The organism is Staphylococcus sp. IVB6214 (assembly GCF_025558585.1).
Lineage (GTDB): Bacteria > Bacillota > Bacilli > Staphylococcales > Staphylococcaceae > Staphylococcus.
In genome coordinates this window covers 707,056-733,428 of sequence record NZ_CP094723.1, presented here as the reverse complement: position 1 = coordinate 733,428, position 26,373 = coordinate 707,056, and the positions used below count along the sequence as shown (strand labels likewise).

29 protein-coding genes are annotated in these 26,373 nt (G+C 37.9%); 8 read left to right on the top strand and 21 right to left on the bottom strand.

The genetic code is table 11. The annotated features are described in order from the left end of the window. Positions 1 to 121 precede the first annotated feature (121 nt). Together MUA51_RS03540 and MUA51_RS03535 are read right to left on the bottom strand one after the other, a co-directional pair. Positions 122 to 1,336, bottom strand: a complete 1,215-nt coding sequence (locus tag MUA51_RS03540) for an FtsW/RodA/SpoVE family cell cycle protein (RefSeq protein ID WP_262560490.1) — start codon at positions 1,334 to 1,336, stop codon at positions 122 to 124. Between the two features lie 90 nt (positions 1,337 to 1,426). Then, complete coding sequence (locus MUA51_RS03535) at positions 1,427 to 1,702, bottom strand: Fpa/YlaN family protein (RefSeq protein ID WP_262560489.1); 276 nt, start codon at positions 1,700 to 1,702, stop codon at positions 1,427 to 1,429. Between the two features lie 136 nt (positions 1,703 to 1,838). On the opposite strand from MUA51_RS03535, the gene MUA51_RS03530 reads away from it, so the two are divergent. Next, positions 1,839 to 2,321 carry a hypothetical protein gene (locus tag MUA51_RS03530; RefSeq protein ID WP_262560488.1) on the top strand — a complete coding sequence of 161 codons (483 nt, stop codon included), beginning with the start codon at positions 1,839 to 1,841 and terminating at the stop codon, positions 2,319 to 2,321. Positions 2,322 to 2,324: 3 nt separating this feature from the next. Next, positions 2,325 to 2,510 (top strand): YlaI family protein, encoded by a 186-nt coding sequence (locus MUA51_RS03525; protein WP_262560487.1) that lies wholly within the window; start codon positions 2,325 to 2,327, stop codon positions 2,508 to 2,510. A gap of 23 nt (positions 2,511 to 2,533) precedes the next feature. On the opposite strand, the gene MUA51_RS03520 is transcribed toward MUA51_RS03525, so the two are convergent. Together MUA51_RS03520 and typA are read right to left on the bottom strand one after the other, a co-directional pair. Then, complete coding sequence (locus MUA51_RS03520) at positions 2,534 to 3,661, bottom strand: NADH-dependent flavin oxidoreductase (RefSeq protein WP_262560486.1); 1,128 nt, start codon at positions 3,659 to 3,661, stop codon at positions 2,534 to 2,536. A gap of 132 nt (positions 3,662 to 3,793) precedes the next feature. Continuing rightward, positions 3,794 to 5,641, bottom strand: coding sequence for a translational GTPase TypA (gene typA, locus MUA51_RS03515; RefSeq protein ID WP_095116132.1), 1,848 nt, complete (start codon positions 5,639 to 5,641; stop codon positions 3,794 to 3,796). 97 nt (positions 5,642 to 5,738) lie between these two features. On the opposite strand from typA, the gene MUA51_RS03510 reads away from it, so the two are divergent. Beyond that, positions 5,739 to 5,924: a DUF5325 family protein gene (locus MUA51_RS03510; protein WP_262560485.1), complete on the top strand. Its 186-nt coding sequence runs from the start codon at positions 5,739 to 5,741 to the stop codon at positions 5,922 to 5,924. Between the two features lie 62 nt (positions 5,925 to 5,986). On the opposite strand, the gene MUA51_RS03505 is transcribed toward MUA51_RS03510, so the two are convergent. After that, positions 5,987 to 6,802, bottom strand: coding sequence for an inositol monophosphatase family protein (locus MUA51_RS03505; protein ID WP_262560484.1), 816 nt, complete (start codon positions 6,800 to 6,802; stop codon positions 5,987 to 5,989). Positions 6,803 to 6,913: 111 nt separating this feature from the next. On the opposite strand from MUA51_RS03505, the gene MUA51_RS03500 reads away from it, so the two are divergent. Next, a complete protein-coding gene (locus MUA51_RS03500) occupies positions 6,914 to 7,525 on the top strand; it encodes a YktB family protein (RefSeq protein ID WP_262560483.1) in 612 nt (203 codons plus the stop codon). Positions 7,526 to 7,576: 51 nt separating this feature from the next. Here the strand turns inward: MUA51_RS03500 and MUA51_RS03495 are convergent, their stop codons facing one another. The 13 genes from MUA51_RS03495 to MUA51_RS03435 form a co-directional block, all read right to left on the bottom strand. Further along, positions 7,577 to 8,092 carry a DUF4064 domain-containing protein gene (locus MUA51_RS03495; RefSeq protein WP_262560482.1) on the bottom strand — a complete coding sequence of 172 codons (516 nt, stop codon included), beginning with the start codon at positions 8,090 to 8,092 and terminating at the stop codon, positions 7,577 to 7,579. Positions 8,093 to 8,190: 98 nt separating this feature from the next. Next, complete coding sequence (auxB, locus tag MUA51_RS03490) at positions 8,191 to 9,171, bottom strand: lipoteichoic acid stability factor AuxB (RefSeq protein WP_262560481.1); 981 nt, start codon at positions 9,169 to 9,171, stop codon at positions 8,191 to 8,193. A 48-nt stretch (positions 9,172 to 9,219) separates the two neighbouring features. Next, positions 9,220 to 10,290, bottom strand: a complete 1,071-nt coding sequence (locus tag MUA51_RS03485; protein ID WP_262560480.1) for an ABC transporter substrate-binding protein — start codon at positions 10,288 to 10,290, stop codon at positions 9,220 to 9,222. Next, entirely contained in the window at positions 10,287 to 11,099 is an 813-nt protein-coding gene (locus MUA51_RS03480; RefSeq protein ID WP_262560479.1) for an ABC transporter permease, read from the bottom strand. The genes MUA51_RS03485 and MUA51_RS03480 overlap by 4 nt, the downstream gene beginning before the upstream one ends. After that, positions 11,096 to 11,902: an ABC transporter permease gene (locus tag MUA51_RS03475; RefSeq protein ID WP_262560861.1), complete on the bottom strand. Its 807-nt coding sequence runs from the start codon at positions 11,900 to 11,902 to the stop codon at positions 11,096 to 11,098. The genes MUA51_RS03480 and MUA51_RS03475 overlap by 4 nt, the downstream gene beginning before the upstream one ends. Beyond that, the gene (locus tag MUA51_RS03470; RefSeq protein WP_262560478.1) at positions 11,889 to 12,989 is read right to left on the bottom strand and encodes an ABC transporter ATP-binding protein; all 1,101 of its coding nucleotides are present in this window, start codon (positions 12,987 to 12,989) and stop codon (positions 11,889 to 11,891) included. Before MUA51_RS03470 ends, MUA51_RS03475 begins: the two co-directional genes overlap by 14 nt. Before the next feature lie 12 nt (positions 12,990 to 13,001). Continuing rightward, positions 13,002 to 13,541 (bottom strand): helix-turn-helix domain-containing protein, encoded by a 540-nt coding sequence (locus tag MUA51_RS03465; RefSeq protein ID WP_262560860.1) that lies wholly within the window; start codon positions 13,539 to 13,541, stop codon positions 13,002 to 13,004. A 124-nt stretch (positions 13,542 to 13,665) separates the two neighbouring features. After that, positions 13,666 to 13,938, bottom strand: coding sequence for a UPF0223 family protein (locus MUA51_RS03460; protein WP_262560477.1), 273 nt, complete (start codon positions 13,936 to 13,938; stop codon positions 13,666 to 13,668). A gap of 80 nt (positions 13,939 to 14,018) precedes the next feature. Then, complete coding sequence (gene lpdA / locus MUA51_RS03455; RefSeq protein ID WP_095116110.1) at positions 14,019 to 15,425, bottom strand: dihydrolipoyl dehydrogenase; 1,407 nt, start codon at positions 15,423 to 15,425, stop codon at positions 14,019 to 14,021. 3 nt (positions 15,426 to 15,428) lie between these two features. Beyond that, the gene (locus tag MUA51_RS03450; RefSeq protein WP_262560475.1) at positions 15,429 to 16,742 is read right to left on the bottom strand and encodes a dihydrolipoamide acetyltransferase family protein; all 1,314 of its coding nucleotides are present in this window, start codon (positions 16,740 to 16,742) and stop codon (positions 15,429 to 15,431) included. Between the two features lie 178 nt (positions 16,743 to 16,920). Continuing rightward, on the bottom strand, positions 16,921 to 17,898 hold the full coding sequence (locus MUA51_RS03445) for an alpha-ketoacid dehydrogenase subunit beta (protein ID WP_262560474.1): 978 nt from the start codon (positions 17,896 to 17,898) through the stop codon (positions 16,921 to 16,923). A gap of 3 nt (positions 17,899 to 17,901) precedes the next feature. Next, a complete protein-coding gene (gene pdhA, locus MUA51_RS03440; RefSeq protein WP_262560859.1) occupies positions 17,902 to 19,011 on the bottom strand; it encodes a pyruvate dehydrogenase (acetyl-transferring) E1 component subunit alpha in 1,110 nt (369 codons plus the stop codon). 157 nt (positions 19,012 to 19,168) lie between these two features. Next, positions 19,169 to 19,801, bottom strand: coding sequence for a YkyA family protein (locus MUA51_RS03435; protein WP_262560473.1), 633 nt, complete (start codon positions 19,799 to 19,801; stop codon positions 19,169 to 19,171). A 164-nt stretch (positions 19,802 to 19,965) separates the two neighbouring features. Here MUA51_RS03435 and def point away from each other — a divergent pair, with 164 nt between their 5' ends. From def to rnjA, 3 genes are all read left to right on the top strand, one after another. After that, entirely contained in the window at positions 19,966 to 20,517 is a 552-nt protein-coding gene (gene def / locus MUA51_RS03430; RefSeq protein WP_262560472.1) for a peptide deformylase, read from the top strand. A gap of 516 nt (positions 20,518 to 21,033) precedes the next feature. Further along, positions 21,034 to 21,249 carry a DNA-dependent RNA polymerase subunit epsilon gene (locus MUA51_RS03425; RefSeq protein WP_095116104.1) on the top strand — a complete coding sequence of 72 codons (216 nt, stop codon included), beginning with the start codon at positions 21,034 to 21,036 and terminating at the stop codon, positions 21,247 to 21,249. Then, a complete protein-coding gene (gene rnjA / locus MUA51_RS03420) occupies positions 21,249 to 22,931 on the top strand; it encodes a ribonuclease J1 (protein ID WP_262560471.1) in 1,683 nt (560 codons plus the stop codon). The genes MUA51_RS03425 and rnjA overlap by 1 nt, the downstream gene beginning before the upstream one ends. A gap of 55 nt (positions 22,932 to 22,986) precedes the next feature. On the opposite strand, the gene MUA51_RS03415 is transcribed toward rnjA, so the two are convergent. Continuing rightward, positions 22,987 to 23,646 (bottom strand): potassium channel family protein, encoded by a 660-nt coding sequence (locus MUA51_RS03415; RefSeq protein ID WP_262560470.1) that lies wholly within the window; start codon positions 23,644 to 23,646, stop codon positions 22,987 to 22,989. Between the two features lie 359 nt (positions 23,647 to 24,005). Between MUA51_RS03415 and MUA51_RS03410 the strand changes: the two genes are divergently transcribed. Continuing rightward, a complete protein-coding gene (locus MUA51_RS03410) occupies positions 24,006 to 24,233 on the top strand; it encodes a glutaredoxin family protein (protein WP_262560469.1) in 228 nt (75 codons plus the stop codon). Between the two features lie 51 nt (positions 24,234 to 24,284). Here the strand turns inward: MUA51_RS03410 and ptsP are convergent, their stop codons facing one another. Together ptsP and MUA51_RS03400 are read right to left on the bottom strand one after the other, a co-directional pair. Next, positions 24,285 to 26,006, bottom strand: a complete 1,722-nt coding sequence (gene ptsP / locus MUA51_RS03405; protein ID WP_262560468.1) for a phosphoenolpyruvate--protein phosphotransferase — start codon at positions 26,004 to 26,006, stop codon at positions 24,285 to 24,287. Continuing rightward, positions 26,006 to 26,272: a phosphocarrier protein HPr gene (locus tag MUA51_RS03400; protein WP_095116095.1), complete on the bottom strand. Its 267-nt coding sequence runs from the start codon at positions 26,270 to 26,272 to the stop codon at positions 26,006 to 26,008. Before MUA51_RS03400 ends, ptsP begins: the two co-directional genes overlap by 1 nt. Between the last annotated feature and the right edge of the window lie 101 nt (positions 26,273 to 26,373).

The window sequence follows — 26,373 nt, the reverse complement described above, 5'->3', positions numbered from 1 at the left end:
TATTATGTCACACTCCCTGTCCCACTCCCAGGTTTTCATAAATAATCGTACACTAAAAAAAACAAAAAAACACGATATTACAAAATGTTTAAACTTTGTAATATCGTGTGAATCATTTATCTTAGCGTCGTCTTTCATAATAACGTTGTCGTGCTTCTTCATATTTAATTTGTTTACCAACAAGAAGTAGTAGCCCGATCGCCATACTCAAACTCATCATGGAAGATCCACCGAAACTGATGAATGGTAATGGCACACCTGTTAATGGGATAAGTCCAGAAATACCACCTAAGTTGACGAATGCTTGTATGCCGATGTAACTTGCAATACCAACACAGACTAACTTATAAAAATAAGAATCTGTACGAGATGCCATTACAAGCGCACGGTAAACAATCGAATATATCAGTATCAGTACAACTAATGCACCGATAAAGCCAAGCTCTTCACAAATAATCGCAAAAATAAAATCAGTATGCGGCTCTGGTAAGTAACCAAGCTTCATCACACTATTACCGAGTCCACGACCAAACAATCCACCATTCCCAATTGCCAATAATGAATTCGCCAGATGATAACCGATACCCGACTCATAATTGAACGGATTCTCTAACGCACTGAAGCGTGCCGTTAAGTATGCTGGTAATATATTGATTCGGAAAACAACAATAATGATAATCCCTACGACCAAACCTAAGAAGGGTGCCGATAATAATCTCAAAATATTTTTCATACCGATTCCAGTATAGATAAAAATACAAATCAATATGGCAGTAAGTAGCATCGTCTGTCCAACGTCTTTTTGGAATAAAACGAGTACAATGATGAAACCTACAAAGAACAATGGTCCGTAGACAACTTTAGGATTCTGTTGTATTTGTATCCATTTTCTATCAATAATATATGGGACATATAAAATGATACCTACCTTGAGCAACTCGGATGCTTGTAAATTCATAAATCCTAAGTTCAACCAACTCTTAGAACCATTGATTTCGCTACCGAAAACAAGTGTCGCAAATAATAAGAGTAGCAAGACAGCCATCATACCTTGTTGGACATTACGATTTTTTAAAATACGAATATCCATTATATACGCCATAAAGAAAACGATACTAAACCCAACGATGACATAGATGAGCTGGCGCATATAAAAATATGTGCCAGATACAGCAATACCCCCAGTTAGTGTCCCACGTGTGGCAGGTACCATACTCGCACTATATACCATCGTGAGCCCGATTAAACAGAGCGCAATATAAGTGAGTAATAACGGAAAATCGATATATTTAGAGGTACCCAAAATATATCGAAAAAAATTTTTTATTCGGTTCATAGATTTAAAACATCCAATTCATAGCATTTAAACAGCATACATGATAATGGGACAATCGTCATTGAAATGAACGGCATTGTCCCACCTACTCTATATACGTAAAAATGCTTCGTGTAATTTTGATAATTCCTTCTCAAGACGTAACATTAATGCCTTGCCATCTTCCTGATCCACTAAACCTAGATTTACAGCAAAATTGACTTCCTTCTGTAAACCATACATCTGTGTATCCAATACTTCTTCGTATAATGGACACTGTGGTAACGTTAAATTATCTATTTGAACTTTGATAAGTTGTAAAATGCGATCTGCATCTTGGTTCAATTGGTCATATGCAGCAGTTCTATAATCATGTTGCTTGCTCATGACAGACTCCCCCTATTGATTTATCTTCATGTAAAAAGTTTATCTTATCCCATAGTAAAAAGCAAGTAAATTCCAAAGCTCCCTACTTTCATATATGTTAGAATAGAACTAGTCAAAACAAGGGAGTGCATAAGCTATGATTCAAATTAAAGGTGCTGTTAAATTTCCAATTACACTTGATAGTACAACTTGGATATTTGATGACCGCAAAGTAACAATTGAAGATTTGGAGAAAGGTGTTTTTGAAGGAGAAAAGCCAATCAAGTTTGAAGACAATCGTGAGTGGAACAGAGCTATACTTGAAGGCCAAACAAACCCACCAACACTTAACTCCGAAATTGAATACAAAAAACGCGCTGTCTTAAAAGGTTCTTTCGTCATTAACATGACGCCGTTTTTCAAAAATGCAGAACCACATGCGTCAGCAACGACAATTCGTTTATCAAATGCGTCAGAACATATCGATGTGCCGTTTACACTTTTACCATATCTCTTCTTCCAATTCGCAAAAGACGGTAAACGACTATATGAAGATGACGGTGTGGACAGCTTCATCTATACACAAGATGAAGGGTATCAATACGAATTCAAACACGTCACACACATTGAGGTGCTATAATTCATGCGAAAAGTGACATGTGTCATCTGTGATACGGAGGTATTACTAGACGAAAATACCCTGTTATCAAAACGCTTGAAAAACAATCCAATTCGCACATTTATGTGTGACGAATGTAAGAGCCGCTTGGATACACCACGACAACGCCCTGCTCAATCGTTGTCTACAGAAAAAAGTCATGATGCGTAATGTCGCATCATGACTTTTTTAGTTTAACGTTCGTTTTTCTTCGGTGATGCATAATGTTCGGTCGCAAATGACTCCCATAATTCATCTGGCAGTGAATGCTTATCTTCTCTTTCAGCATCAAAATAATCGATAATTTCAGATTCACGCCCTGCTTCTATCTTTTGAACAAATTCTGGATCAAACAACAGTCCACGACCCAACGCAAGTAATGGTGTTCCCGTTTCTTGTGCAGCCATAACGTCTCTCGCATTAAATATCGATCCAACACCGATTAATGGCATACGCCCATCAATCCAATCTAACAAGAGTGAAATACGTTTTTCCCCTGCATATTCCCCTTCTCTTGTGCGTGATTGAATATCACCTAAAGATACATGTAAGTAGTCGAGTGATTTTTCAATTAATGTATCGACTAAACATTTTGTACGCGACATTGTAATACCTGGTGTTTCTGCTTCTTCTGGTGAGAAACGATATCCCACAATAAAGTTTTCTGGCCCTTCTTCTTCAGCAACACGTAGCACTTCATCAACAACAGCTACTGGGAAGCGCAATGGCTCACCCCACATATCATGTCTGCGATTATAATAGGGTGAGAAGAATTGATGGATCAAATAGTGATTGGCACCGTGAATTTCAACACCATCAAATCCCGCCTTAATCGCGAGTGATGTCGCACGTCCAAAATCTTCAATTGCTTGATAGATTTCTTCTCCTGTCATCTCACGTGCGCTATGCGGTGTTTTTTCACCCCAACCACTCGTTTCTACTTCACTTGGTCCCTTCACATCACCGTTCGGCACTAAATTTGGTAACGACTTCACACCACCGTGGTGAATTTGAACAATCGCTGTTGCACCATTCTCTTTAATCGTCTCTGCAACACGACGCAAGCCTTCGATATCCGCATCCTTCGAAATAGAAGGCTGTCCTGGAAATGCTTTACCTTCTACATTCGTATAACTCGCCGCCGTAATCGCAAGGCCGACACCTTTCGTACGAGATGACATATACGCCACTTCTCTATCCGATACCGTACCATCTTCATTTGATATCGTATGCGTTAACGGCGCAAGTACGAAACGATTCTCAATTGTTTTCCCATTAGGAAATGTCAATGGTTGGAACAGTGGTGCAAATTTCTCATTCATGCTAAACATCCTCCTATTTATCTAACATACAATATGCAATATAGTAAATGAGACTTATCTCTAAATCAAGATTTTAACTCAACTTGATTGAAATAAGTCTCATTCTCTTTATCAATTATTCATCGGATACGCTTATGCGTTCTCTTCCATCATTTGCTTAATACGTTTTGCTTCTTTTTCACGTTGACCTTTATTCAAGATTTTCTTTCTTAAACGAACGTTTTCAGGTGTTACTTCTACAAGTTCGTCATCATTTATAAATTCAAGTGCTTCTTCAAGAGACAAAATACGCGGTTTTTTCATTGTTTCTGTTTGGTCTTTTGTCGCAGAACGGACGTTTGTTTGATGTTTTACTTTTGTAATGTTAACTGTTAAGTCATTTTCACGGTTGTTTTGTCCAACAATCATACCTTCGTACACTTCTGTACCCGGTTCCATAAAGTTGATACCACGATCTTCCAATCCTAAGATTGCATATTCGCTTGCACTACCTTGGTCCATTGATACAAGTACACCGTTACGACGACCGCCAAGACGTCCTTTGATACGTGGACGGAACTCATCAAATGTATGGTTAATGATACCATAACCACGTGTCATTGACATAAATTCTGTTGTATAACCAATCAAGCCACGTGCTGGCACATTAAAGATTAAACGTGTTAATCCGTTATCCGTTGTTACCATATCGACCATTTCACCTTTACGTTGGCCAAGTGATTCAATAATTGCACCTGCATACTCTTCAGGTACTTCCGCTTGAACACGTTCAAATGGCTCATGTAACTCTCCATCAATATCTTTCAAAATAACTTGTGGTTTTGATACTTGTAATTCAAAACCTTCACGACGCATATTCTCGATTAAGATCGATAAGTGTAATTCACCACGACCTGCAACAGTCCATGCATCTGGTGAATCTGTTGGTGTAACTTTAAGTGACACGTCTGTTTCAAGTTGCATATCTAAACGCTCTTGAATTTGACGTGCTGTAACGAATTGACCTTCACGACCTGCGAATGGTGAGTTATTGACACGGAATGTCATCTCTAAAGTTGGTTCGTCGATACGCAATACAGGTAATGCTTCTTGGTTATCTTGTGGTGTGATTGTTTCACCAACGTTGATATCCTCCATACCTGATACAGCAATCAAGTCACCCGCATACGCTTCTTGAATTTCTTCACGTTTTAAACCGAAGAAACCAAATATTTTCGTTACACGGAAGTTTTTCACTGAACCGTCTAACTTCAATAATGATACGCTATCGCCAACCTTAATCGTTCCACGGAATACACGACCAATCCCAATACGTCCAACATAATCGTTATAGTCTAATAATGCTGGTTGGAACTGTAAAGGCTCATCACGGTTATCAATTGGTGCTGGTACATATTCCATAATTGTTTCATACAAGCATTGCATGTTTTCATCTTGCTTATCTGAATCAAGACTAGCTGTACCATTTACCGCTGATGCATAGACAACTGGAAATTCTAATTGCTCATCATTTGCATCAAGTTCGATAAATAAGTCTAATACTTCATCAACAACACCTTCTGGACGTGCAGATGGCTTGTCAATCTTATTCACAACTACAACTGGTTTCAAGTTTTGTTCCAATGCTTTTTTCAATACGAAACGTGTTTGTGGCATTGTGCCTTCATATGCATCAACAACAAGGACAACCCCATCCACCATTTTCATAATACGTTCTACTTCTCCACCAAAGTCGGCGTGACCTGGTGTATCTAAGATGTTAATTCGTGTTCCTTTATAATCGATCGCAGTATTTTTTGCTAAGATTGTAATACCACGTTCTCTTTCAATGTCATTCGAGTCCATTGCACGTTCTTCAACATGCTCGTTCTCACGGAAAATACCTGATTGTTTTAATAATTCATCGACCAATGTTGTTTTCCCATGGTCTACGTGAGCAATAATCGCAATGTTGCGCACATCTTCTCTTCTACTTGTCATACTGTAATTCCTTTCATGAGTAAATTGCCACTTTCTTTTGTAACTTGTTTATTATATCATAGAAATGCACAGATGAAACTATGAGGTGGGGTTAAGAATGCAAAAATCTAAAACTATTTTTCTTGTTTTGGCGATTATTGCCGTTTTCTTTCTAACAATGTTTAGTTTTGCCATTGCTGCTGGCAGCTTATTATGGATGATCATTACATTCGCATTGATGATGGCAACATTCGGCTATGGCTTTACATTAAAAAAGAAATATCGTGAGAACGACTGGTTATAACATCTTCAACGCACCACATCAAATAACGAGCGGGATATGACATGTCATATCCCGCTCTAACTTTAACTTCGATAATTCGTATGCCACGGTGCTAAGAAATCATGATGCGGTTGCATATATTGCTTCATAATCGTCTCATGAACCGCTTGATTCCCTACAACGACAGAATCCGGATGTGTGATTGTGAGTGGATCTCCCATAAAGTTCGTCGCTACACCACCCACTTCATGTAAAATAATCATACCACCTGCAAAGTCCCACGGTTGTAGTCTTGGTGTAATATATGCAGCCAATTGACCCATTGCCACATAAACAATCTCCAATGCCGCAGATCCATAAGCACGCGCTGTTCTTGAATCACTAATAATCGGCGCTAATACAGGTGTGATTTTTTTCGCAGCTAACCAATTTGGATTCATTCCGATGATACTTTTATGTAACTCCGTATCTGCAATCGGTTCAAGTAAGTGCTCATTTCGATAAGCTCCAAAGCCTGCTTTAGCATGATATAACGTATCTGCCATCACATCATAGACAAATCCCGCATAAGCTTTTCCATCCTTAAAAATACCAATTGAGATCGCAAAGTTTTCGCTTTGATGCACAAAGTTTAATGTTCCATCAATTGGATCTATCACCCAAACAGTCCCTTGCAAGTCATTCAGATCGTGTCCATGTCCTTCTTCTCCGATGATTTGATGACTTGGATACGTCGTTTTTATCTCATCGAACAGGAATTGTTCCACCGCTTTATCAACATTTGTTACGAGATCGTTAGGATTTGATTTCGTTTCTATATCTATCGCTTCACTCATCATCTTGCGCAAATGATTGCCTGCTTCTAACACAAGCTGTTTTGCATAATCGTATAAATGCATATATCTCACTCCTAATGCTTCTATTATACATGAAAATGGTTTGATTTAAATGTGACATGATTTGAGATGTGCTACAATATAGTCATTAAAATGCGATTTAGGAGGTATCATATGGTACGTTATACATTCAAACAAGATGATTTTAAAGTTTTTGAAGTTGAAGGATTAGCTGAACGCATGGCAGCACTTGATGCACATATTCGGCCACAACTTCGTGCACTCGGTGATTATTTTTCTGAATATCTTGAAAGCGTGACAGGAGAAACATTTTATCCGCACGTTGCTAAACATGCACGTCGTACAGTCAATCCTCCTAAAGATACATGGGTTGCCATTGCGACAAATCCACGTGGATATAAGATGCTTCCACATTTTCAAATAGGTTTATTTGAAGATCATCTTTTCGTAATGTATGGCATGATGCACGAGAACCCAAATAAAACGAATGACGTTCAAGTGTTTGAAAAAAATTGGGAGACTTTGATTACATTACCGCCTGACTTTCAAATATCTCTGGATCATACAAAACCAGATAAATCTAAAATCAGTCATTTATCTGAAGCAGATGTTGAAAAAGGCATTCAACGTGCTAAAAATGTTAAAAAGGGCGAATTTTTCGTTGCACGTTCTCTAACCCCTGATGCACCTGAACTTGCAGATGATGACACATTCATCGCATTTCTTGAAGAAACGTTTGACTATCTCATTAAGTTTTATCGCTAAAAAAGACGATACACATCCAAAATGTGTATCGCCTTTTTTATTATATATTATTTAAAATGTACGATGTTCATCATTAGACACGACATATTTCGAGTCTTTCGGCTTGCGAACAAATAACATGATTGCTGCCACAAACCATAACAGTGCAGCGATAAAGCTACCACTCATCACAACACCTAATACAGCCGCCAAAATAAGTAAAATACCTGCTAGAACAGATTTTTTGAATAAAAAGACGGCAATTAAAGCTAAGATAAACGGAATGACCGTCATCACAATCGCTATGATAATCATTGATGTTGGATCAATTTTATTTAATAACTCTGGATCATACCCTTCTTCAATCAATGCTTTACGTAACTCTGGGCTTTCTGATTGAATTTTTGGGAGCATTGATGTGCCAAATGCAATTAACAATCCCCAAATAAGATGCAATACAAGTCCGATCCAAGTTAATGATTTTTCAATCGTTCTTTTAAATGGTTTGTTTGGTGGAATGGGATGTTTCTCTTGTACTTGTTGTTGTTCAGGTGCTTCGTATGACTGATATGTATAGTTCTCTGACATGCTAATTCCTCCTTCAAAGTATCTTTGATATTGTTTACCCGAAAAAACAAGCTGAAAACCTCAATCGCTTAATTTTTGAGATTTTCAGCTTATTTTGTTTAAGACTGGTCTTTATTCGTTTCATCTTGTTCCGTACGTTCCTGTTGTTTCTTCATACGGTCTTCATAATTTTGACGACGTTGTGATGAGGCGCTCGGTCTGTTTTGACGTTGCTCCTTCTCATAAGCTTTTTTCGCTTTGCGTGCTGCTTTACGTTCTGCCTTCAATTGTGCTTTTTCTTCTTTTTTCTGTTGTTTCACTGCCTCTTTCGACAATGGTACCGTATCTTCAATCGATTCATACGTATATGGTGCATCGTCATTTTGTGATATATGATCCGTATTATACGAGTCTTCAACGTTCGTGCTATCTGTACGGAGTTCGTCTTCAGTTGTTGCTTGCACATCGGATTGTTTGTGATGATACTTCGCTGTTCGAGACATGTTAGACGGATCTGTAGGTTGCTCCATCTTTTCCTCATGTGCATCATAATAATCGACTTCTCGTTGTGGTGGGACTGGTTCTCTTTCTGTTTCAACATAAACAGGTCGTTGTGGTTCAAATTCGTATGCATCATACATAGGTACAGATTCAATACGTTCTTTACGACCAAACATCATCAAAGCAATGATGAAGAAGAATATTGGAACGAGCATCACAATCAATGGCAATGTGATGAAAGAGACAATCAAAAATAATATACCTGAAAGAATGCGATGATTCATTGAAATCAATGCTAAAAATGAAATCAATAAGCAGACAATTAAATAAACAATAAATGCCCATACACCATTTTGTAATTGGATTACTAATTCTGTTGCTGTTAAATTATAATTTGCTAAAATCTCCTGTACTGTTGGATTATTTGCGAGTTCAACTTCTAATCTCTGAATGGAGTTCTCATTACTGAATAAGACAAGTCCAAAGAACATAGCAATGACGGTTGCCCCTAATATTAATAACCAACTTAACCAGCCTAATATTTTTTCAGCTAGTCGATTCACAGGTCGTCTAATTTGTGTATACATCTCACCTGTCATAATGTCACTCCTTATTATTTTCCTTATATTATATCGTATTATATTAAATTATAAAGCCATCTTGAAATTCAAGAATCGCTCATTGTATTCACTCAGTACATCTGTACCAAGATTCTCGTACACTTCTAAGCGCTTTTGCGTTTCTTCACTAGGATAGACACGTTCGTCATTCTTAATCTCTTCCGGTAACAGATTTCTCGCTGTTTTATTTGGCGTCCCATATGCAACCCATTCCGCATTTTGACGATTCACTTCTGGATCATGCATAAAGTTAATAAACTTATGCGCACCTTCAACATTCTGTGCTGTTTTTGGGATGACCATATTATCAAACCATAGATTAGATCCATCTTTGGGAACAACATAATCAAATCGATCGTCTTCTTGGAACAACGGAGCAGCTGAACCACTCCACATGACAGCAACACTTGCCTCATGCTGCTCAAGCATCATTGTCACTTCATCTCCAACAACACCTCGTATATTTGGGACGTATGTTTTGAGATGTTCTTCTGCTTCACTTAAATGTTTCGAGTCCGTGTCATTCAAACTATACCCAAGACTATTCAAACCTAACCCCATCACTTCACGAGCACCATCGACAAAAATTACATCATTGGCCAATCGTGGGTCTTTAAGATCTGACCAATGTTCGAACTTCATATCAGGATACTTTTCTTGATCATAAAGAATTCCGACCGTACCAAAAAAGTATGGGACTGAATAAACATTCTTTCGATCAAAAGGTTGATTCATATAATGTGCGTCTAAATGTTTCATGTTCGGAATTTGTTCGTGATCCAAAGGTATCAATAAGTTTGACTGTTTCATCTTCTCTATCGTGTAATCACTTGGAAATGCAACATCATAATGCGTCCCGCCATTTCTGATCTTGGCTTCCATTGCTTCATTTGAATCAAATGTTTCATAAATAACCTTAATTCCCGTCTGTTTTTCAAACTTTTGAAGCAATGCCGGATCAATATACTCTCCCCAGTTATAAACATATAACTCTTCTTGTTCTTCTTTGACGTTATCATGACTGATCCAATAACCAATCGCAAGACTTAACATACCAAATAGGAGGGCCCCGCCTATCAATTGTACAAATTGCTTCATTGTGCCACACCTCGTCTCTTTAACTGTTGTTTACGCTGTCGTCTCTGCATCAGTTGATAACCAATTAACCCCATCATTATTACCACGAACAACAAGGTTGATATCGCATTGATTTCCATGCTGACACCACGTCGAGCCATTGAATACACTTCAACAGATAACACACTAAAACCATTCCCTGTAACGAAGAAGCTCACTGTAAAGTCATCAAGCGAATATGTGAGTGCCATAAAAAATCCACCTACAATGCCGGGCATCAATTGTGGAATTAATATTTTCGTAAATAACTGCCATTCCGTTGCACCTAAATCTCTTCCAGCGTTAATAATTGAGTGATTCATCTCATAAAGTTTTGGTAAAATGACAATCACCACAATAGGTATACAAAATGCAATATGCGAGATCAAGACAGATGTAAATCCTAAGCTAAATCCTGTATAGTGACCGATTGCTGTAAACATAATTAAAAATGAAGCACCAATCACAACATCAGATGATACCATGAGTACATTATTCAGCGTGAGCAATGATACTTTAAGCATCTGTTGACGTATATGGTACAAAGCCAGTGCACCAAACAACCCAATGATTGTAGATATCGCTGCGGCAATCAATGCTACTGCAATCGTATTAAACACAACTTGAAGTAATCGTTTATTTGCAAATAACGTTTCATAGTGTTCCAATGTAAACTTTTCAAAGTGAATCATATTTCCCGCACTGTTAAAGGAGTACAACATCAAGAAAAAGATTGGCAAATATAATACGACGAGTAGGATATATAGATATGTTTTACCGTACCATTTCATCGTGATATTCCCCCTTGATCTTTCGTCCGTGTGAAAATGAGCGTAATCATCATAAACAATACGAGAAATAGTGCAATAGTTGCACCCATTCCAAAGTTTTGAATCACTAAGAACTGTTCTTCAATCGCTGTACCGATATTGATGACTTTATTTCCTGCGATTAAACGTGTAATCATGAATAATGATAACGCTGGGATAAAAGTCACTTGAATACCTGTTTTAACCCCTTCAATGGATAGCGGAAAGAGTACTTTTCGCACAATGGTGATTGGGCTAGCGCCTAAGTCTTGAGCAGCATAAAATAACTGATCAGGGATATCTTTCATACTGTTATAAATAGGTAGTAACATAAATGGTAAATAAATATATGCTGCGACTAGAACAAATGCTGGTGCTGTAAATAAAATTGTTTGTGTGGGTATATGCAAAAATCTCAACAATTGGTTGATAACTCCATCATGACTGAAAATGCCAATAAATGCATATGTCTTTAGTAGTAGATTCATCCACGTAGGAATAATCATGACTAATAACCAACTTGCTGCATGCTTTGATTGACGAATAAAGTAAGCAGCTGGATAACTAAACAATAAACAGATCAAAGTAATCATCGCTGCGTATATAATCGATTCTAGTAACATGCGCATATAACGCCATGATAAAAATTGTGCATAGTTCGTTAATGAAAAGTGTCCTTCTATATCTATAAAAGAAAAGTAGATTAACATTGCCACAGGCACAATAATAAAACCAATCATCCATAGCCAATATGGAATGGCTAACCATCGATTAAGATGTCTCATCGTTACCATCTCCATATCCTTCTATACGTGCATCAAATTCTTCTTCAGTTTCACCCGGTACCATAATATGGATCGCTTCCGGTTCAAAGTCGAGACCGACACGTGAACCAATTTCTGCATTTTTCGTTGATTGAATCGTCCATTCATATCCTTTGTGGTCTTCACAAATAATTTCATAGTGTACACCGCGAAAAAGTGTTGACGTAACTGTTGCTTGAAACAGCCCTTGCGCTTCTGGAACGAGTGAAATATCTTCTGGTCGAATGACTACATCTACTGCTGTATTCGCTGGAATATCTTGGTCGACACAGTCAAAATCTTGTCCGTAAATATTTACGACAAAGTCCTCAATCATTGTCCCTTCAATAATATTAGACTCACCAATGAAGTCTGCAACATAACGATTCACCGGTTCATCATAAATATCTGTCGGCGTTCCGAATTGCTCGACTTTACCTTTACGCATCACAAAAATATAATCACTCAGGGCTAATGCCTCTTCCTGATCGTGTGTTACGAATACAAATGTGATCCCTAATCGAGATTGAATCTCTCTCAGTTCATATTGCATTTCCGTTCGCAATTTGAGATCCAAAGCAGATAGCGACTCATCTAACAATAGAATTTCTGGTTCGTTCACAATCGCACGTGCAATTGCAATACGTTGCTTTTGTCCGCCACTCAAAGCTTGTATAGGACTATGAATATAAGATTCCAACTTCACAAGTTTCAACGCATCTTTCACTTTGGCGTCAATCGTCTTTTTGTTTAGCTTTTTTAGCTTCAGTCCAAATGCGACATTATCATACACATTCAAATGCGGAAATAATGCGTAATCTTGGAATACTGTATTAACTTGACGTTTGTTAGCAGGAAGATCATTGATTGTTTTACCAAGATAAACAATCTTTCCTGCATCCGGTGATTCAAAGCCTGCAATGAGTTTGAGCATTGTTGTTTTACCACATCCAGAAGGACCTAGTATTGTATAAAAATAGCCTGATTCTATTTCAATATCGATACCGTCTAAAATGGTTGAACCATCATACACTTTGGTAACCTGTTCAAATGTTAATAAAGGTGCCACGTGCGTTTCCTCCTATAAGTAAGATGATGTTGCGACAAGTAGTAGACGTGCTTCAACATCTCCATGATTCGATAATTTATGTGCATGTGTTGCTTTAAAATAAAGCGCATCACCTTGTTGGGCTTCAAAGAATTCATCTCCCAATGTCAAAGTCACTGTACCTTCTAAGCAGTAAATAAATGTATCCGACATTGAAGCTTCAAATGTCTTATACGAGGCTTGTGGTTGTAACTTTAGAATGAGAGGCTCCATGTCAAATTCGTTTGATGTTTTCACTGGCCATTGCAGAAAATATCCTTTGTCACTTTCGTCATATGTGAGTTGTTCATGCTTAGGGTAATGCACCTTCGTTACTTCTTGCTGTTCAAAAAAATCACGAGGTGTTGTACCCAGAACCTCTAGGATATTGAGAAATGTCTCCATGCTTGGAGAAGTTTTATTGCTCTCTATTTGTGAGATATACCCTTTAGACAAATCAGTTCGTTCACCTAATTCTTCTTGCGTCAAATTCTTAAGATGGCGCAAATTTCTTATCTTTTGACCAATTTCCACAACTTCACCTACTTGTCCTAATAAATACTTACATAAAAAAAGCTGCATTAAGTTTACTTTTACTAAACATTTTGTTTAACGCTTAATAAAAATAACAAAATACAGCTCGAATTACAACCATTTTTTAGCGATTACGCAAAGTTTTCTGCTCTGTTTCATTCTTTGCTTTTTTCACTACGAGATAGCTATCATAACCGCTGCTCGATTTAAATTCAGAGAAGATATTTTTCTCGTCTGCTTTACCTGGAACAACCTTTTTAAACGCACGATAACGCGCCATCAATGTCTCACGTTCGACTGAAGATTCATAGTATGATTCGATCGCATTGAAGAATGAGATCACATCAACCATTTCTTCTTGCGTCCAATCAACATCAATTGGATATTGATATTCCATGTTGTACACCCCTCCTTCAAACAGAAAAAGAGACTGAGCATGAGAGCTCAGCCTCCTTTTGATATATCAACACAAAATGATTACATTGTGTGAATTGGTAAACCGATTGCTTTTTCAGCAGCTTCCATGCTCATTTCACCTAATGTTGGGTGAGCGTGAACTGTTAATGCGATATCTTCCGCATTCATACCTGCTTCAATAGCAAGACCTAATTCAGAGATAACGTCAGAAGCACTTGTACCAACTACTTGTGCACCGATTAATGTGTCGTCTTCTTTAAGTGTGATTAACTTAACGAAACCGTCTGTATCATTTAATGATAACGCACGACCATTTGCTTGGTAAGGGAATTTAGAAGCTTTGTACGCAATACCTTCTTCTTTTGCTTGAGCTTCTGTGTAACCTACTTGTGCAAGTTCAGGCTCAGTGAAGCATACAGCAGGCATACCAATGTAGTCTACTTCTGCATTTTGTCCTGCAATTGCTTCTGCTGCTACTTTTGCTTCATAGCTTGCTTTATGTGCTAATGGAAGACCCGGAACAATGTCACCAATTGCAAAGATACTGTTTACTGAAGAACGACCTTGTTTGTCAACTTCAACTAAACCACGATCTGTAAGTTTAACGCCAGCTTCTTCTAAGCCGAGTTCATCAGTGTTTGGACGACGACCAACAGTAACTAATACGTAGTCAGCTTCGATTGTTTTCTCTTCGCCTTTTACTTCATAAGTTACTTTTACGCCGTTGTCAGTTTCTTCAGCTGATTTTGCTAAAGCTTCTGTTTCAATTGTCATACCTTTAGCTTTCATTTTCTTCTTAACTGGTGCAACCATTTGTTTTTCGAATCCACCAAGGATTTCTTTTGCACCTTCAAGAATTGTTACTTCAGTACCGAAGTTAGCGTAAGCTGTACCTAACTCAGAACCGATGTAACCGCCACCGACTACAACTAATTTTTTAGGTACTTCTTGTAAGTTTAATGCACCTGTTGAATCTAATACACGGCCACCGAATTTGAAGTTAGGAATTTCAATTGGGCGTGAACCAGTTGCAATAATCGCGTTTTTGAAGTTGTAAGTTTGTGCACTTGACTCGTCCATAACACGTAAGCTGTTACCGTCAACGAAGTAAGCTTCACCTTTAACAATTTCAACTTTGTTACCTTTAAGTAACCCTTCAACACCGCCTGTTAATTTGTTTACAACAGAACCTTTGAACTCTTGAACTTTACCAAAGTCTAAAGTTACGTTTTCAGCTGTAATACCTAACTCTTCACCGTGTTGTGCGTGATCATAACGATGAGACGCATTTAAAAGTGCTTTTGATGGGATACACCCAACGTTAAGACAAACACCACCAAGGTTGCCTTTCTCAACGATTGTTACTTTTTGTCCTAATTGTGCTGCACGAATTGCGGCAACATATCCACCAGGACCTGCTCCGATGACAATAGTATCTGTTTCAATTGGAAAATCTCCGACTACCATGTTTTACCCCTCCATTAATAATAGTTCTGGATTGTTTAATAAACGCTTGATGTGGTTCATTGCGTTTTGACCAGTTGCACCATCAATTTGTCTGTGGTCAAAGCTTAATGATAATGATAATACTGGTGCTGCAACAATTTCACCGTCTTTAACGATAGGTTTTTGTGCGATACGACCAATACCTAGGATTGCAACTTCTGGGTGGTTGATAACTGGTGTGAACCATTGTCCACCTGCAGAACCGATGTTACTGATTGTGCATGTAGCACCTTTCATTTCATCAGAAGTTAATTTACCATCACGTGCTTTAACAGCAAGTTCATTGATTTCATCAGAAATTTGGAACATTGATTTACGGTCAGCGTGTTTCACAACAGGTACTAATAAACCTCTTTCAGTGTCAGCTGCGATACCGATATTCCAGTAATGTTTATGAACAACTACACCTTCTTCTTCATTGAATGAAGTGTTAAGTGCTGGATATTTTTTCAATGCTGAAACTAATGCTTTTACAACGTATGGTAAGAATGTAAGCTTCGTACCTTGCTCAGCAGCAACTTCTTTGAATTTTTTACGGTGATCCCATAATGCTTGAACATCGATTTCATCCATTAATGTTACGTGAGGCGCAGTGTGTTTAGAGTTAACCATTGCTTTCGCAATCGCCTTACGCATTGCAGGAATTTTTTCAGTTGTTTCTGGGAATTCACCTTCAGCTGATGCCGCTGGTGCTGCAGACGCTGCTGGTGCGCTTGCTTCTGTTGATTCAGCTGATGCTGTTTCAGTTGCAGCTGCTTGGCCACCGCCGTTTAAGTATGCATCAACATCCTCTTTTGTAATTCTACCATTTTTACCGCTACCATTAACAGCCTTAATGTTCACATTGTTGTCACGTGCATATTTACGCACTGAAGGCATTGCTTTAATCATGCGGTTTTCGTCAACTTCTACATCTGCTTGAGGGGCTGCAGCAGGTGCTTCTTTTGCTTCTTCTTTTGCTTCTTCTTTTACTTCTTCTTTTGGCGCTTCTTCTTTAGGTTCATCATCATGTCCTCCTTTGAACTGGATGTCACCTGCATCTGGAGCGTCGATTTTTACAATTGTGTCACCAACGACTGCAACTGTACCTTCTTCTAAAACTACTTCTTCAATTGTTCCTGTTACAGGAGATGGAATCTCAACAACTGATTTGTCGTTTTGTACTTCACATAGAATATCATCTTCTTCAATTGTATCTCCAGCTTTAATAAACCATTTTACAATTTCACCTTCGTGGATACCTTCACCAATATCTGGTAATTTAAATTCAAATGCCACGTTGTTTCCTCCTATTTTTACATCATTTTTTTGTCTAATTAAAGACGTTGATTTAATATCTCAAAAGCAGCTCGCCAAATGTAAATCACTCAACTAACATCGAATGTTTTTACAAAGCGAGCTTACTTTTATGCATCATTGCTCAAAAGAGACAACTCACCTAACAATTAAACAGTTATTAGAATTCTAATGTTTCTTTTACTTTTTCAATGATATCATTTTTATTTGGTAACCATACATTCTCAGCTTGTGTGAATGGGTAGATTGTGTCTGGTGCTGCAACACGTCCGATAGGTGCTTCTAATGATAGAATTGCACGCTCTGATAATTCAGAAACGACGTTAGCGCCTACACCAGCTTGTTTTTGTGCTTCTTGAACGACTACAACACGTCCAGTTTTTTCTGTTGAAGCAACTAAAGTATCAACATCTAATGGTTGAACAGTACGTAAGTCAATAACTTCTATTGAATGACCTTCTTTTTCAAGTTCTTCAGCAGCTTTCATTGCTTCTTGAACCATTGCACCATAAGTGATGATTGTTAAATCAGTACCTTCACGTTTAACGTTGGCTTTGCCAAGTTCAATTGTGTACTCTTCTTCAGGTACTTCTTCACGGAATGAGCGGTATAATTTCATGTGCTCAAGGTATGCAACAGGGTCGTTGCTACGGATACTTTCGATAAGTAAACCTTTCGCATCATATGGGCCTGAAGGAATAACTACCTTAAGACCTGGTGATTGCGCAAGAATACCTTCTAAGTTATCTGCGTGAAGTTCAGGTGTGTGCACCCCACCACCGAATGGTGTACGGATTGTTACTGGTGCAACTTTTGAGTTACCGCTACGGAAACGGTGACGTGCAATTTGTCCAGCTACTGAGTCGAATACTTCGAATACGAAGCCTAAGAACTGGATTTCCATGATTGGACGGTAGCCTTGAGTCGATAAACCTAATGCTAATCCACCAATACCTGATTCAGCTAAAGGTGTGTCGAATACACGGTCTTCACCGAATTCTTTTTGTAAACCTTCAGTTACACGGAATACACCACCGTTAACACCAACGTCTTCACCAAAGATCAAAGTGTTTTCGTCGTTTTTAAGTTCAGTTGCTAGCGCATTGTTAATCGCTTGAACCATTGTCATTTGTGCCATGGCTTACTTCGACTCCTTCTCTTTGTAAATTTCATATTGTTCAGCAAGGTTTTGAGGCATATCTTCATACATGATTTCCATCAATGAAGTCACTGTTTGTTTAGCAGTGTTGTCTGCTTCTTTGATTGCTTTTTTAATTTCATCTTTAGCTTGTTCGATGACTTCGTTTTCTTTTTCTTCAGACCATAACCCTTTATTTTCTAAGAATTTTCTGAAGCGAACAAGTGGGTCTTTTTTCTCCCATTCAGCATCTTCATCAGAAGTTCTATAACGTGTTGGGTCGTCACCAGCCATTGTATGTGGACCATAACGATAAGTCATTGTTTCGATTAACGTTGGACCTTCACCAGCAACCGCACGATCACGTGCTTCTTTTGTTGCTTGATATACAGCTAATGCATCCATACCATCAACTTGGATACCAGGGATACCTACTGCAACTGCTTTTTGAGCTAATGTTTCGGCAGCAGTTTGTTTTGAACGCGGTGTTGAAATCGCGTAGTTATTGTTTTGAATTACAAAGATAGCTGGTAGTTTGTAAGCTGACGCAAAGTTAATACCTTCATAGAAGTCACCTTGTGAAGAACCACCGTCACCAGTGTAAGTAATTGCAACAGCTTGTTTACCACGTTTTTTAAGACCGAATGCGACACCCGCAGCTTGGATATATTGTGCACCGATAATGATTTGTGGGCTTAATGCATTCACATCTTCCATTTGGTTACCTACGAAGTGTCCACGTGAGAATAAGAACGCTTTCGTTAATGGTAAACCGTGCCAGATTAATTGTGGTACGTCACGGTATCCTGGAAGAATGAAGTCTTCTTTCTCTAATGCAAACTGTGAAGCAAGTTGTGATGCTTCTTGACCAGCAGTAGGTGCGTAGAAACCTAAACGTCCTTGTCTGTTTAATGAAATAGAACGTTGGTCTAAAATACGTGTCCATACCATTCTTCTCATTAATTCAACTAATTCTTCATCTGATAAATCTGGAAGCAAATCTTCGTTAACTACATTACCATCTGCATCTAGGATTTGAACCATTTCAAACTTCGATTCAGTATCTTTCAATACTTGTTCTGCATCGAATTGGGCTTTTAACTTAGCAGCCATGCAATTCACCATACCTTTCCCGTTTATATATATTTCATCTTCATACATAGTAACATAAAACTGTGTAACTTTTAAGTAGTTTGATGCAAGTTCTGTAATAGTTGATAACATTACAGTTTCAGAAACTGTTATAGTCATTCATTCAAACTGTTACAGTCTAATTATTGATCACTTCTTCTACATCGCGTCTCTCTGATTGCATCTTGCGAATTGATTTTGAATACGCTTTAACTTTGTCATTCATTTCTTTTTGAGCAGACTGTATTGCTTTTGAACGTTCATCCACCCCTTCTTGTGTACCAGACTCATCTTGGAAATATCCGAATAAATCTTTTTCTTTATTGACTAAGTTTTTGTACCCGTTGATAAATGCTTCATGCTTTTTGTACTTATCTGCTAACGCATCATTGAATTCTTTGAGTTCTTTTTTATTTGCCTCATCTTCAATTTTATTTGTTGTTTTCTTCATCTTTTCAAAAACTTTTTTAGACTCATTCATTGCAGCTTCTTCTTTTTCTAACTGCTCTTGACGTTTATCTGCATTATCTAAAAATGTTTTTACTTTGTCCTGAACTTGTGAAATGTCTTTTCCAGTGATTTCTTTAGAGATTTTTTCTTTTTCTTTCTCTAACTTGTTCATTTCATTATTAACCTTTTGAATAGGCGCTTCTAATCTTTGAAGGTTACTCAAATGTTCATTATAATTATCTATCTGTTCTCCATCTTTGTTACATCCTGCTAATAATACTGTCGCTGCTAATGCGATTCCGGCTGTTTTCTTCAATTTCATAAGCCAATAAACCTCCTTCATTGTCACTCGTCATTTTAGATAAAACACGGAGATAAAGCAAACAATAATAAGGAAGGTCAATGAATTGAAACCATGATAGCAAGATTAAATGATGCACACATAGACAGATTTTTGATATATTGTTACATAAGGAAGGTGTCAATATGTTAACAATGAAAGATATTATACGTGATGGACATCCAACGCTTCGTCAAAAGGCAGAAGCACTTACATTTCCACTCACAGAAGAAGAAAGACAAACACTATTAGATATGCAAGAATTTTTGCATAACAGTCAAGACCCTGAAATGATTGAAAAATACCAACTGCGCAGTGGTGTCGGACTTGCTGCACCGCAAATCAACGTACCTAAACGTATGTTTGCCGTTTATCTCCCAGATGATGGCAATGGCAAGTCTTATGATCTCGGTATTGTCAATCCCAAAATCGCCAGCCACAGTGTACAAGATGCATACCTACCAACTGGTGAAGGTTGCTTGAGCGTGGATGAAGATATTCCTGGCCTCGTGCATCGCCATCATCGCATTACATTAAAGGGCTTCGATATTGACGGCAATGAAGTGAGTTATCGTCTAAGTGGTTACGCTGCAATTGTCTTCCAACATGAGCTCGACCACTTGAATGGCGTAATGTTTTATGATCATATCGACAAAGAAAACCCACTTACACCTCGTGAAGGTGCCATTGAAGTATAAGCGCTCGTCACAAGTCTAGACTACAACGCTTTGGATTTGAGCAGAACTAAGCGATAAACAAAATTACTTTCTCTATTTTATTCAAATCGTGACAGTTCTGCCGAAATCCTGCTTTTGATGATATCTCATCCTACTTCTTATATACCCTACTTTTATATAAATACAACGTGGCATTCATAGATTTATAAACGTTTCCTTTCCTATGTATTTACTTTTCTTACATTCTGCTTTATTTATTGGCTAAGTTCATGTAAAATAAAACTAACTGGGTCGAGGTTTAGTACTCAATGTATCAGTTATCTAACTCTCGCACATCAAGTACGGAATTGAATGATCGACAGCATACGACAACGGTATGATCGTAAACCATGAATTGAATTCTGTTAAACAGCGGTTTGACATTCATTCGATTCATATTTTTTATTTATGCTTACATTCTATACAGAACGTATTTAGTAAAGTTATCGTATAGTTGTCACAAATATAAACAAAGTAATATTTAGGAGGCATTTATTAATGGCAATTTTTAAAGTATTTTATCAACATAATCGTGATGAAGTGATTGTTCGTGAAAACACACAATCAACATATGTTGAAGCACAAACAGAAGAACAAGTACGCCGCTTCTTGAAAGAGCGTAACTATAACATTGAATTCATAACTAAATTAGAGGGCGCACATTTAGAATATGAACAGCAATCAGAACACTTTAATGTGGAGCGCGCAGAATAATGAAACAACTTCAAAAGAATGAGGTTGGCGTATATGCCCTTGGCGGTTTAGGTGAGGTTGGTAAGAACACTTATGCCGTTGAATATAAGGATGAAATCTTAATCATTGATGCAGGTATTAAGTTCCCTGACGATAATCTATTAGGGATTGACTATGTCATTCCTGATTACACGTATCTTGAACAAAACCAAGATAAAATTGTGGGACTCGTTATCACACATGGTCACGAAGATCATATCGGTGGTGTGCCCTACCTGTTAAAAAAGATTAATGTACCTATTTATAGTGGTCCGCTTGCATTAGGTTTAATCCGCAACAAGTTGGAAGAACATAAACTATTGCGTACTGCTTCTTTAAATGAGATTACAGAGGACAGTGTTATTGAATCTAAGCACTTTAAAGTAAGCTTTTATTTAACGACGCATAGTATTCCTGAAGCTTATGGTGTCATTGTTGACACACCCGAAGGTAAAATCGTACACACAGGTGACTTTAAGTTCGACTTCACACCAGTTGGTGCACCTGCCAATATGTCGAAGATGGCGCAACTCGGTGATGAAGGCGTCCTTTGCCTACTATCTGACTCTACTAACTCTCTCGTTCCAGACTTTACACTCAGTGAACGTGAAGTCGGCCAAAACGTAGATAAGATATTCCGAAACTGTACAGGACGTATCATCTTCGCAACGTTTGCATCAAATATTTATCGTGTGCAACAAGCCGTTGAAGCTGCAGTGAAATATAACCGAAAAATTGTGACGTTTGGTCGTTCAATGGAAAACAACATTAAGATTGGAACAGAACTGGGTTATATTAAAGCACCCCCTGAGACATTTGTAGAACCAAGCAAAATCAACAGTATTCCAAAGCACGAATTATTGATTTTATGTACGGGATCTCAAGGTGAACCGATGGCAGCACTTTCACGTATTGCGAACGGTACACATAAACAAATCAAAATCATCCCAGAAGACACGGTTGTATTTAGTTCATCACCTATTCCAGGTAATACGAAGAGTATCAACCGCACAATCAATGCACTATATCAAGCAGGTGCTGAAGTCATTCATAGTAAAATCTCTAACATCCATACGTCAGGTCACGGTTCTCAAGGTGACCAACAATTGATGTTACGCCTTATTCGCCCGAAATATTTCTTACCGATTCACGGTGAGTATCGTATGCTCGTGGCACACGGTCAAACTGGTGTTGACTGTGGCGTAAAAGAAGAGAATGTATTCATTCATGATATTGGCGATGTACTTGCACTTACACGTGATTCTGCACGTACAGCAGGACGTATTCCTTCTGGCAATGTACTTGTTGACGGTAGTGGTATCGGAGACATTGGTAACGTCGTTATTCGTGACCGTAAACTACTATCTGAAGAAGGTCTTGTCATTGTGGTTGTCAGCATTGACTTCAATACGAACAAGTTATTATCAGGTCCAGACATTATTTCACGTGGATTTGTTTATATGCGTGAATCTGGACAATTGATTTACGATGCACAGAAGAAGATCAAACAAGAAGTTATCCAGAAGTTAAATCAACAACCTGATATTCAATGGCATCAAGTAAAATCATCCATTATCGAAACGTTACAGCCGTATCTCTATGAACAAACGGCACGTAAACCAATGATTTTACCAGTTATAATGAAAGTTAATGAAACGAAATAGATATAAAGAAAGCGGTCATCCCCTACTGATAGAGTTTGACCGCTTTCTTTATGTTTTAATGTGCTATTTTCTTTTCATAACGTGTCAAATCATTGTCATGTCCAATCATAATCAAGATATCGTCAAATTCCAATGCCAAATCTGGATCAGGGGATACGATAATTTCTTTGCGGCGTTTAATAGCAATAATATTGATACCGTATTGTGCACGAATGTCTAAGTCAATCAAGGTCTTACCGGCCATTGATTCCGTTGCTTTCATCTCAACAATTGAATGCTCATCTGATAGTTCGAGATAGTCTAATACGGTTGCACTCGCTACATTATGTGCAATACGGCGTCCCATATCACGTTCCGGATGTACCACTGTATCTGCACCGATTTTATTTAGAATCTTCGCATGATAGTCATTTTGTGCTTTCGCTGTAACTTTTTTAACACCCAGTTCTTTCAAAATAAGTGTTGTCAACGTACTCGCCTGTATATTTTCTCCAATAGACACAATAACATGGTCGAAGTTACGGATCCCTAGACTTCTCATCACTGCCTCATCTGTTGTATCTGCAACGACCGCATGAGTTGCAATATCACTATATTCATCAACACGATGCTCGTCTTTGTCAATTGCCATAACATCCATATCTAATGCATTCAATTCACGAACGATACTTCCACCGAAACGACCTAAACCAATTACTACATATTCTTTATCCATGATAGAACCTCCATCATTTATGTACATATTTTTAAAAACTGGGCATTACTTTTTGTTGTTTATCCCTTTCATGGGATACGTAGTTTATAGAACATATTTATTTTCCACCCTGAGTATCAACTTGTCAAATGTGGTTACTATTTTAGCAGTTCATATGTCGAGATTTTTTATCTCTTTCCCTATCATATACGTCATTCTATTTAATCACTGTTTTTATGGCAAGCTGATCTATATGCAACGATCCACGTGAATTTGTGTTTTAAAGTATTATATGATGATTAAGCAACATCAATTGACGTCCTTTTATTATCTGTGCTAAATTATCTTCATTGATTCAAAAAAATGATATGAGGTGCACTATGACGAATGTAATTATCTATACACAAAATGATTGCCCACCCTGTACATTTGTTAAAAATTACTTAACAGAACACAATGTTGCTTTTGAAGAACGAAACATTAAAGACGCCACATACCGCAATGAGATGATTGCGCATGACGCCTTTGCGACACCATTTATTCTACTTGACGATGAACCAATTTATCAAGTTGACATGGACAAGCTGAACCAAACATTAGGCCTGTAAATAACCAAAAAACCTGAGATGATTAACTCATCTCAGGTTTTTGTCATATGACTATGCTTTCGCAGTAGCATCATTCACAAGTGTGATTACTTCATCAACTGTCGCACAGTTCATCGCACGATCAGCTAATTGCGTCATCTCAGTTGTGCTTAAACCTTTAATTTGACGGCGTGCTTTTAAGATAGATGTTGCGCTCATTGAGAACTCATCTAATCCTAAACCAAGTAATAATGGAATCGCCGTTTCATCGCCAGCCATTTCACCACACATACCTGTCCATTTACCTTCTTTGTGAGACGCATCGATGACTTGTTTCACTAAGCGTAAAATTGATGGATTGTATGGTTGATATAGGTATGATACACGTTCAGACATACGGTCAGCTGCCATTGTGTATTGGATTAAATCATTTGTACCGATACTGAAGAAATCAACTTCTTTTGCGAAAATATCAGCTAATGCTGCAGTTGATGGGATTTCAACCATGATACCTAATTCGATATCATCGCTCACTTCCACACCTTCGTTTTTCAAGTTTTCTTTCTCTTCCAGTAATAATGCTTTCGCATCACGGAACTCTTGAACCGTCGCAACCATTGGGAACATAATGTTCAATTTACCGTATACAGATGCACGTAATAATGCACGCAATTGTGGACGGAAAATATCCGGTTGATCTAAGCATAAACGAATCGCACGATATCCTAAGAATGGGTTCATTTCTTCAGGTAGATTTAAGTATGGTAACTCCTTATCTCCACCGATATCAAGCGTACGTACAACAACACGCTTGCCGTCCATTTCTTCTAATACCTTTTTGTAAGCTTCGAATTGCTCATCTTCAGTTGGCATGTTGTCACGACCCATGTACAAGAACTCTGTACGATATAGGCCGATGCCTTCTGCACCGTTATTTTTAACACCTTCTAAGTCGTTTGGTGTACCAATGTTAGCGGCTAACTCAACATGTTTACCATCAATTGTCGTTGATGGTTCATCACGAAGTTGTTTCAATGCTTCACGATCTTCAAAGTACATATCACGTTTTTGTTGATACGCACGTACTTCATCTTGTGATGGGTTGATAATGACATCACCTGTTAATCCATCCACAATAATCATGTCGCCTTGTTTTACAGATTCTGTAATTGTTTTTGTTCCAACAACGGCCGGAATTTCTAATGAGCGACTCATAATCGCTGAATGCGATGTACGGCCACCGATATTCGTAACAAATCCTTGCACATATTGCTTGTTCAATTGTGCAGTATCAGAAGGTGTTAAATCGTGCGCAACGATAACAACACTTTCATCAATGATACTTGGATTTGGTAATTCAACACCTAAAATATGTGCGAGTACACGCTTAGAAACATCACGGATATCCGCTGCACGCTCTTTCATATACTCATTATCCATAGATTCAAAAATAGTAATAAAGTTTTGCGTCACAGCTGTTAATGCGTGTGGTGCACTTGCTTTATCATCTTTGATCATGCTTTCAATAGGGTTGATTAATTCTGGATCATCTAATACTAATAAATGCGCATCGAAAATAGCGGCCTTGTCTGGCCCTAATTGTTCTTCCGCATTATTTCTAATCTTTGTTAATTCAATTTTGGCATTGTTTAATGCGTTATTGAATTTTTGAACCTCACCAGATGGATCTTCTGTTGTCTCTTGACTATAACTTAAATCGGGTTCTACGAGCATATACGCTTTGGCAATAGCAACACCCTCAGAAGCTGCAATTCCCTTATTTAATGTTGACATTATTTTGTTAAACCTTCTTTTGATAACACTTCAGTAATTGCTGCAATTGCTTCTTTTTCGTCGCTACCATCTGCGTAAATTGTAATTTCAGCGTCTTTACCAACACCTAAGCTCATAACACCCATGATTGATTTTAAGTTTACTTTTTTTGCATTGTATTCTAATTGTACATCTGATTCAAATTTTGAAGCAGTTTGTACTAGCATAGTCGCTGGACGTGCGTGAATTCCTGTTTCGTCAATAATTACATATGATTGTTGTTCCATCTTACATCTTACTCCTTCTATTTCTTTTATTTTTAGCATAAGCTATTTAACTTCGCTACATGCCTTAACATTACCAAAATTAACAATTAAATTCAATTGTG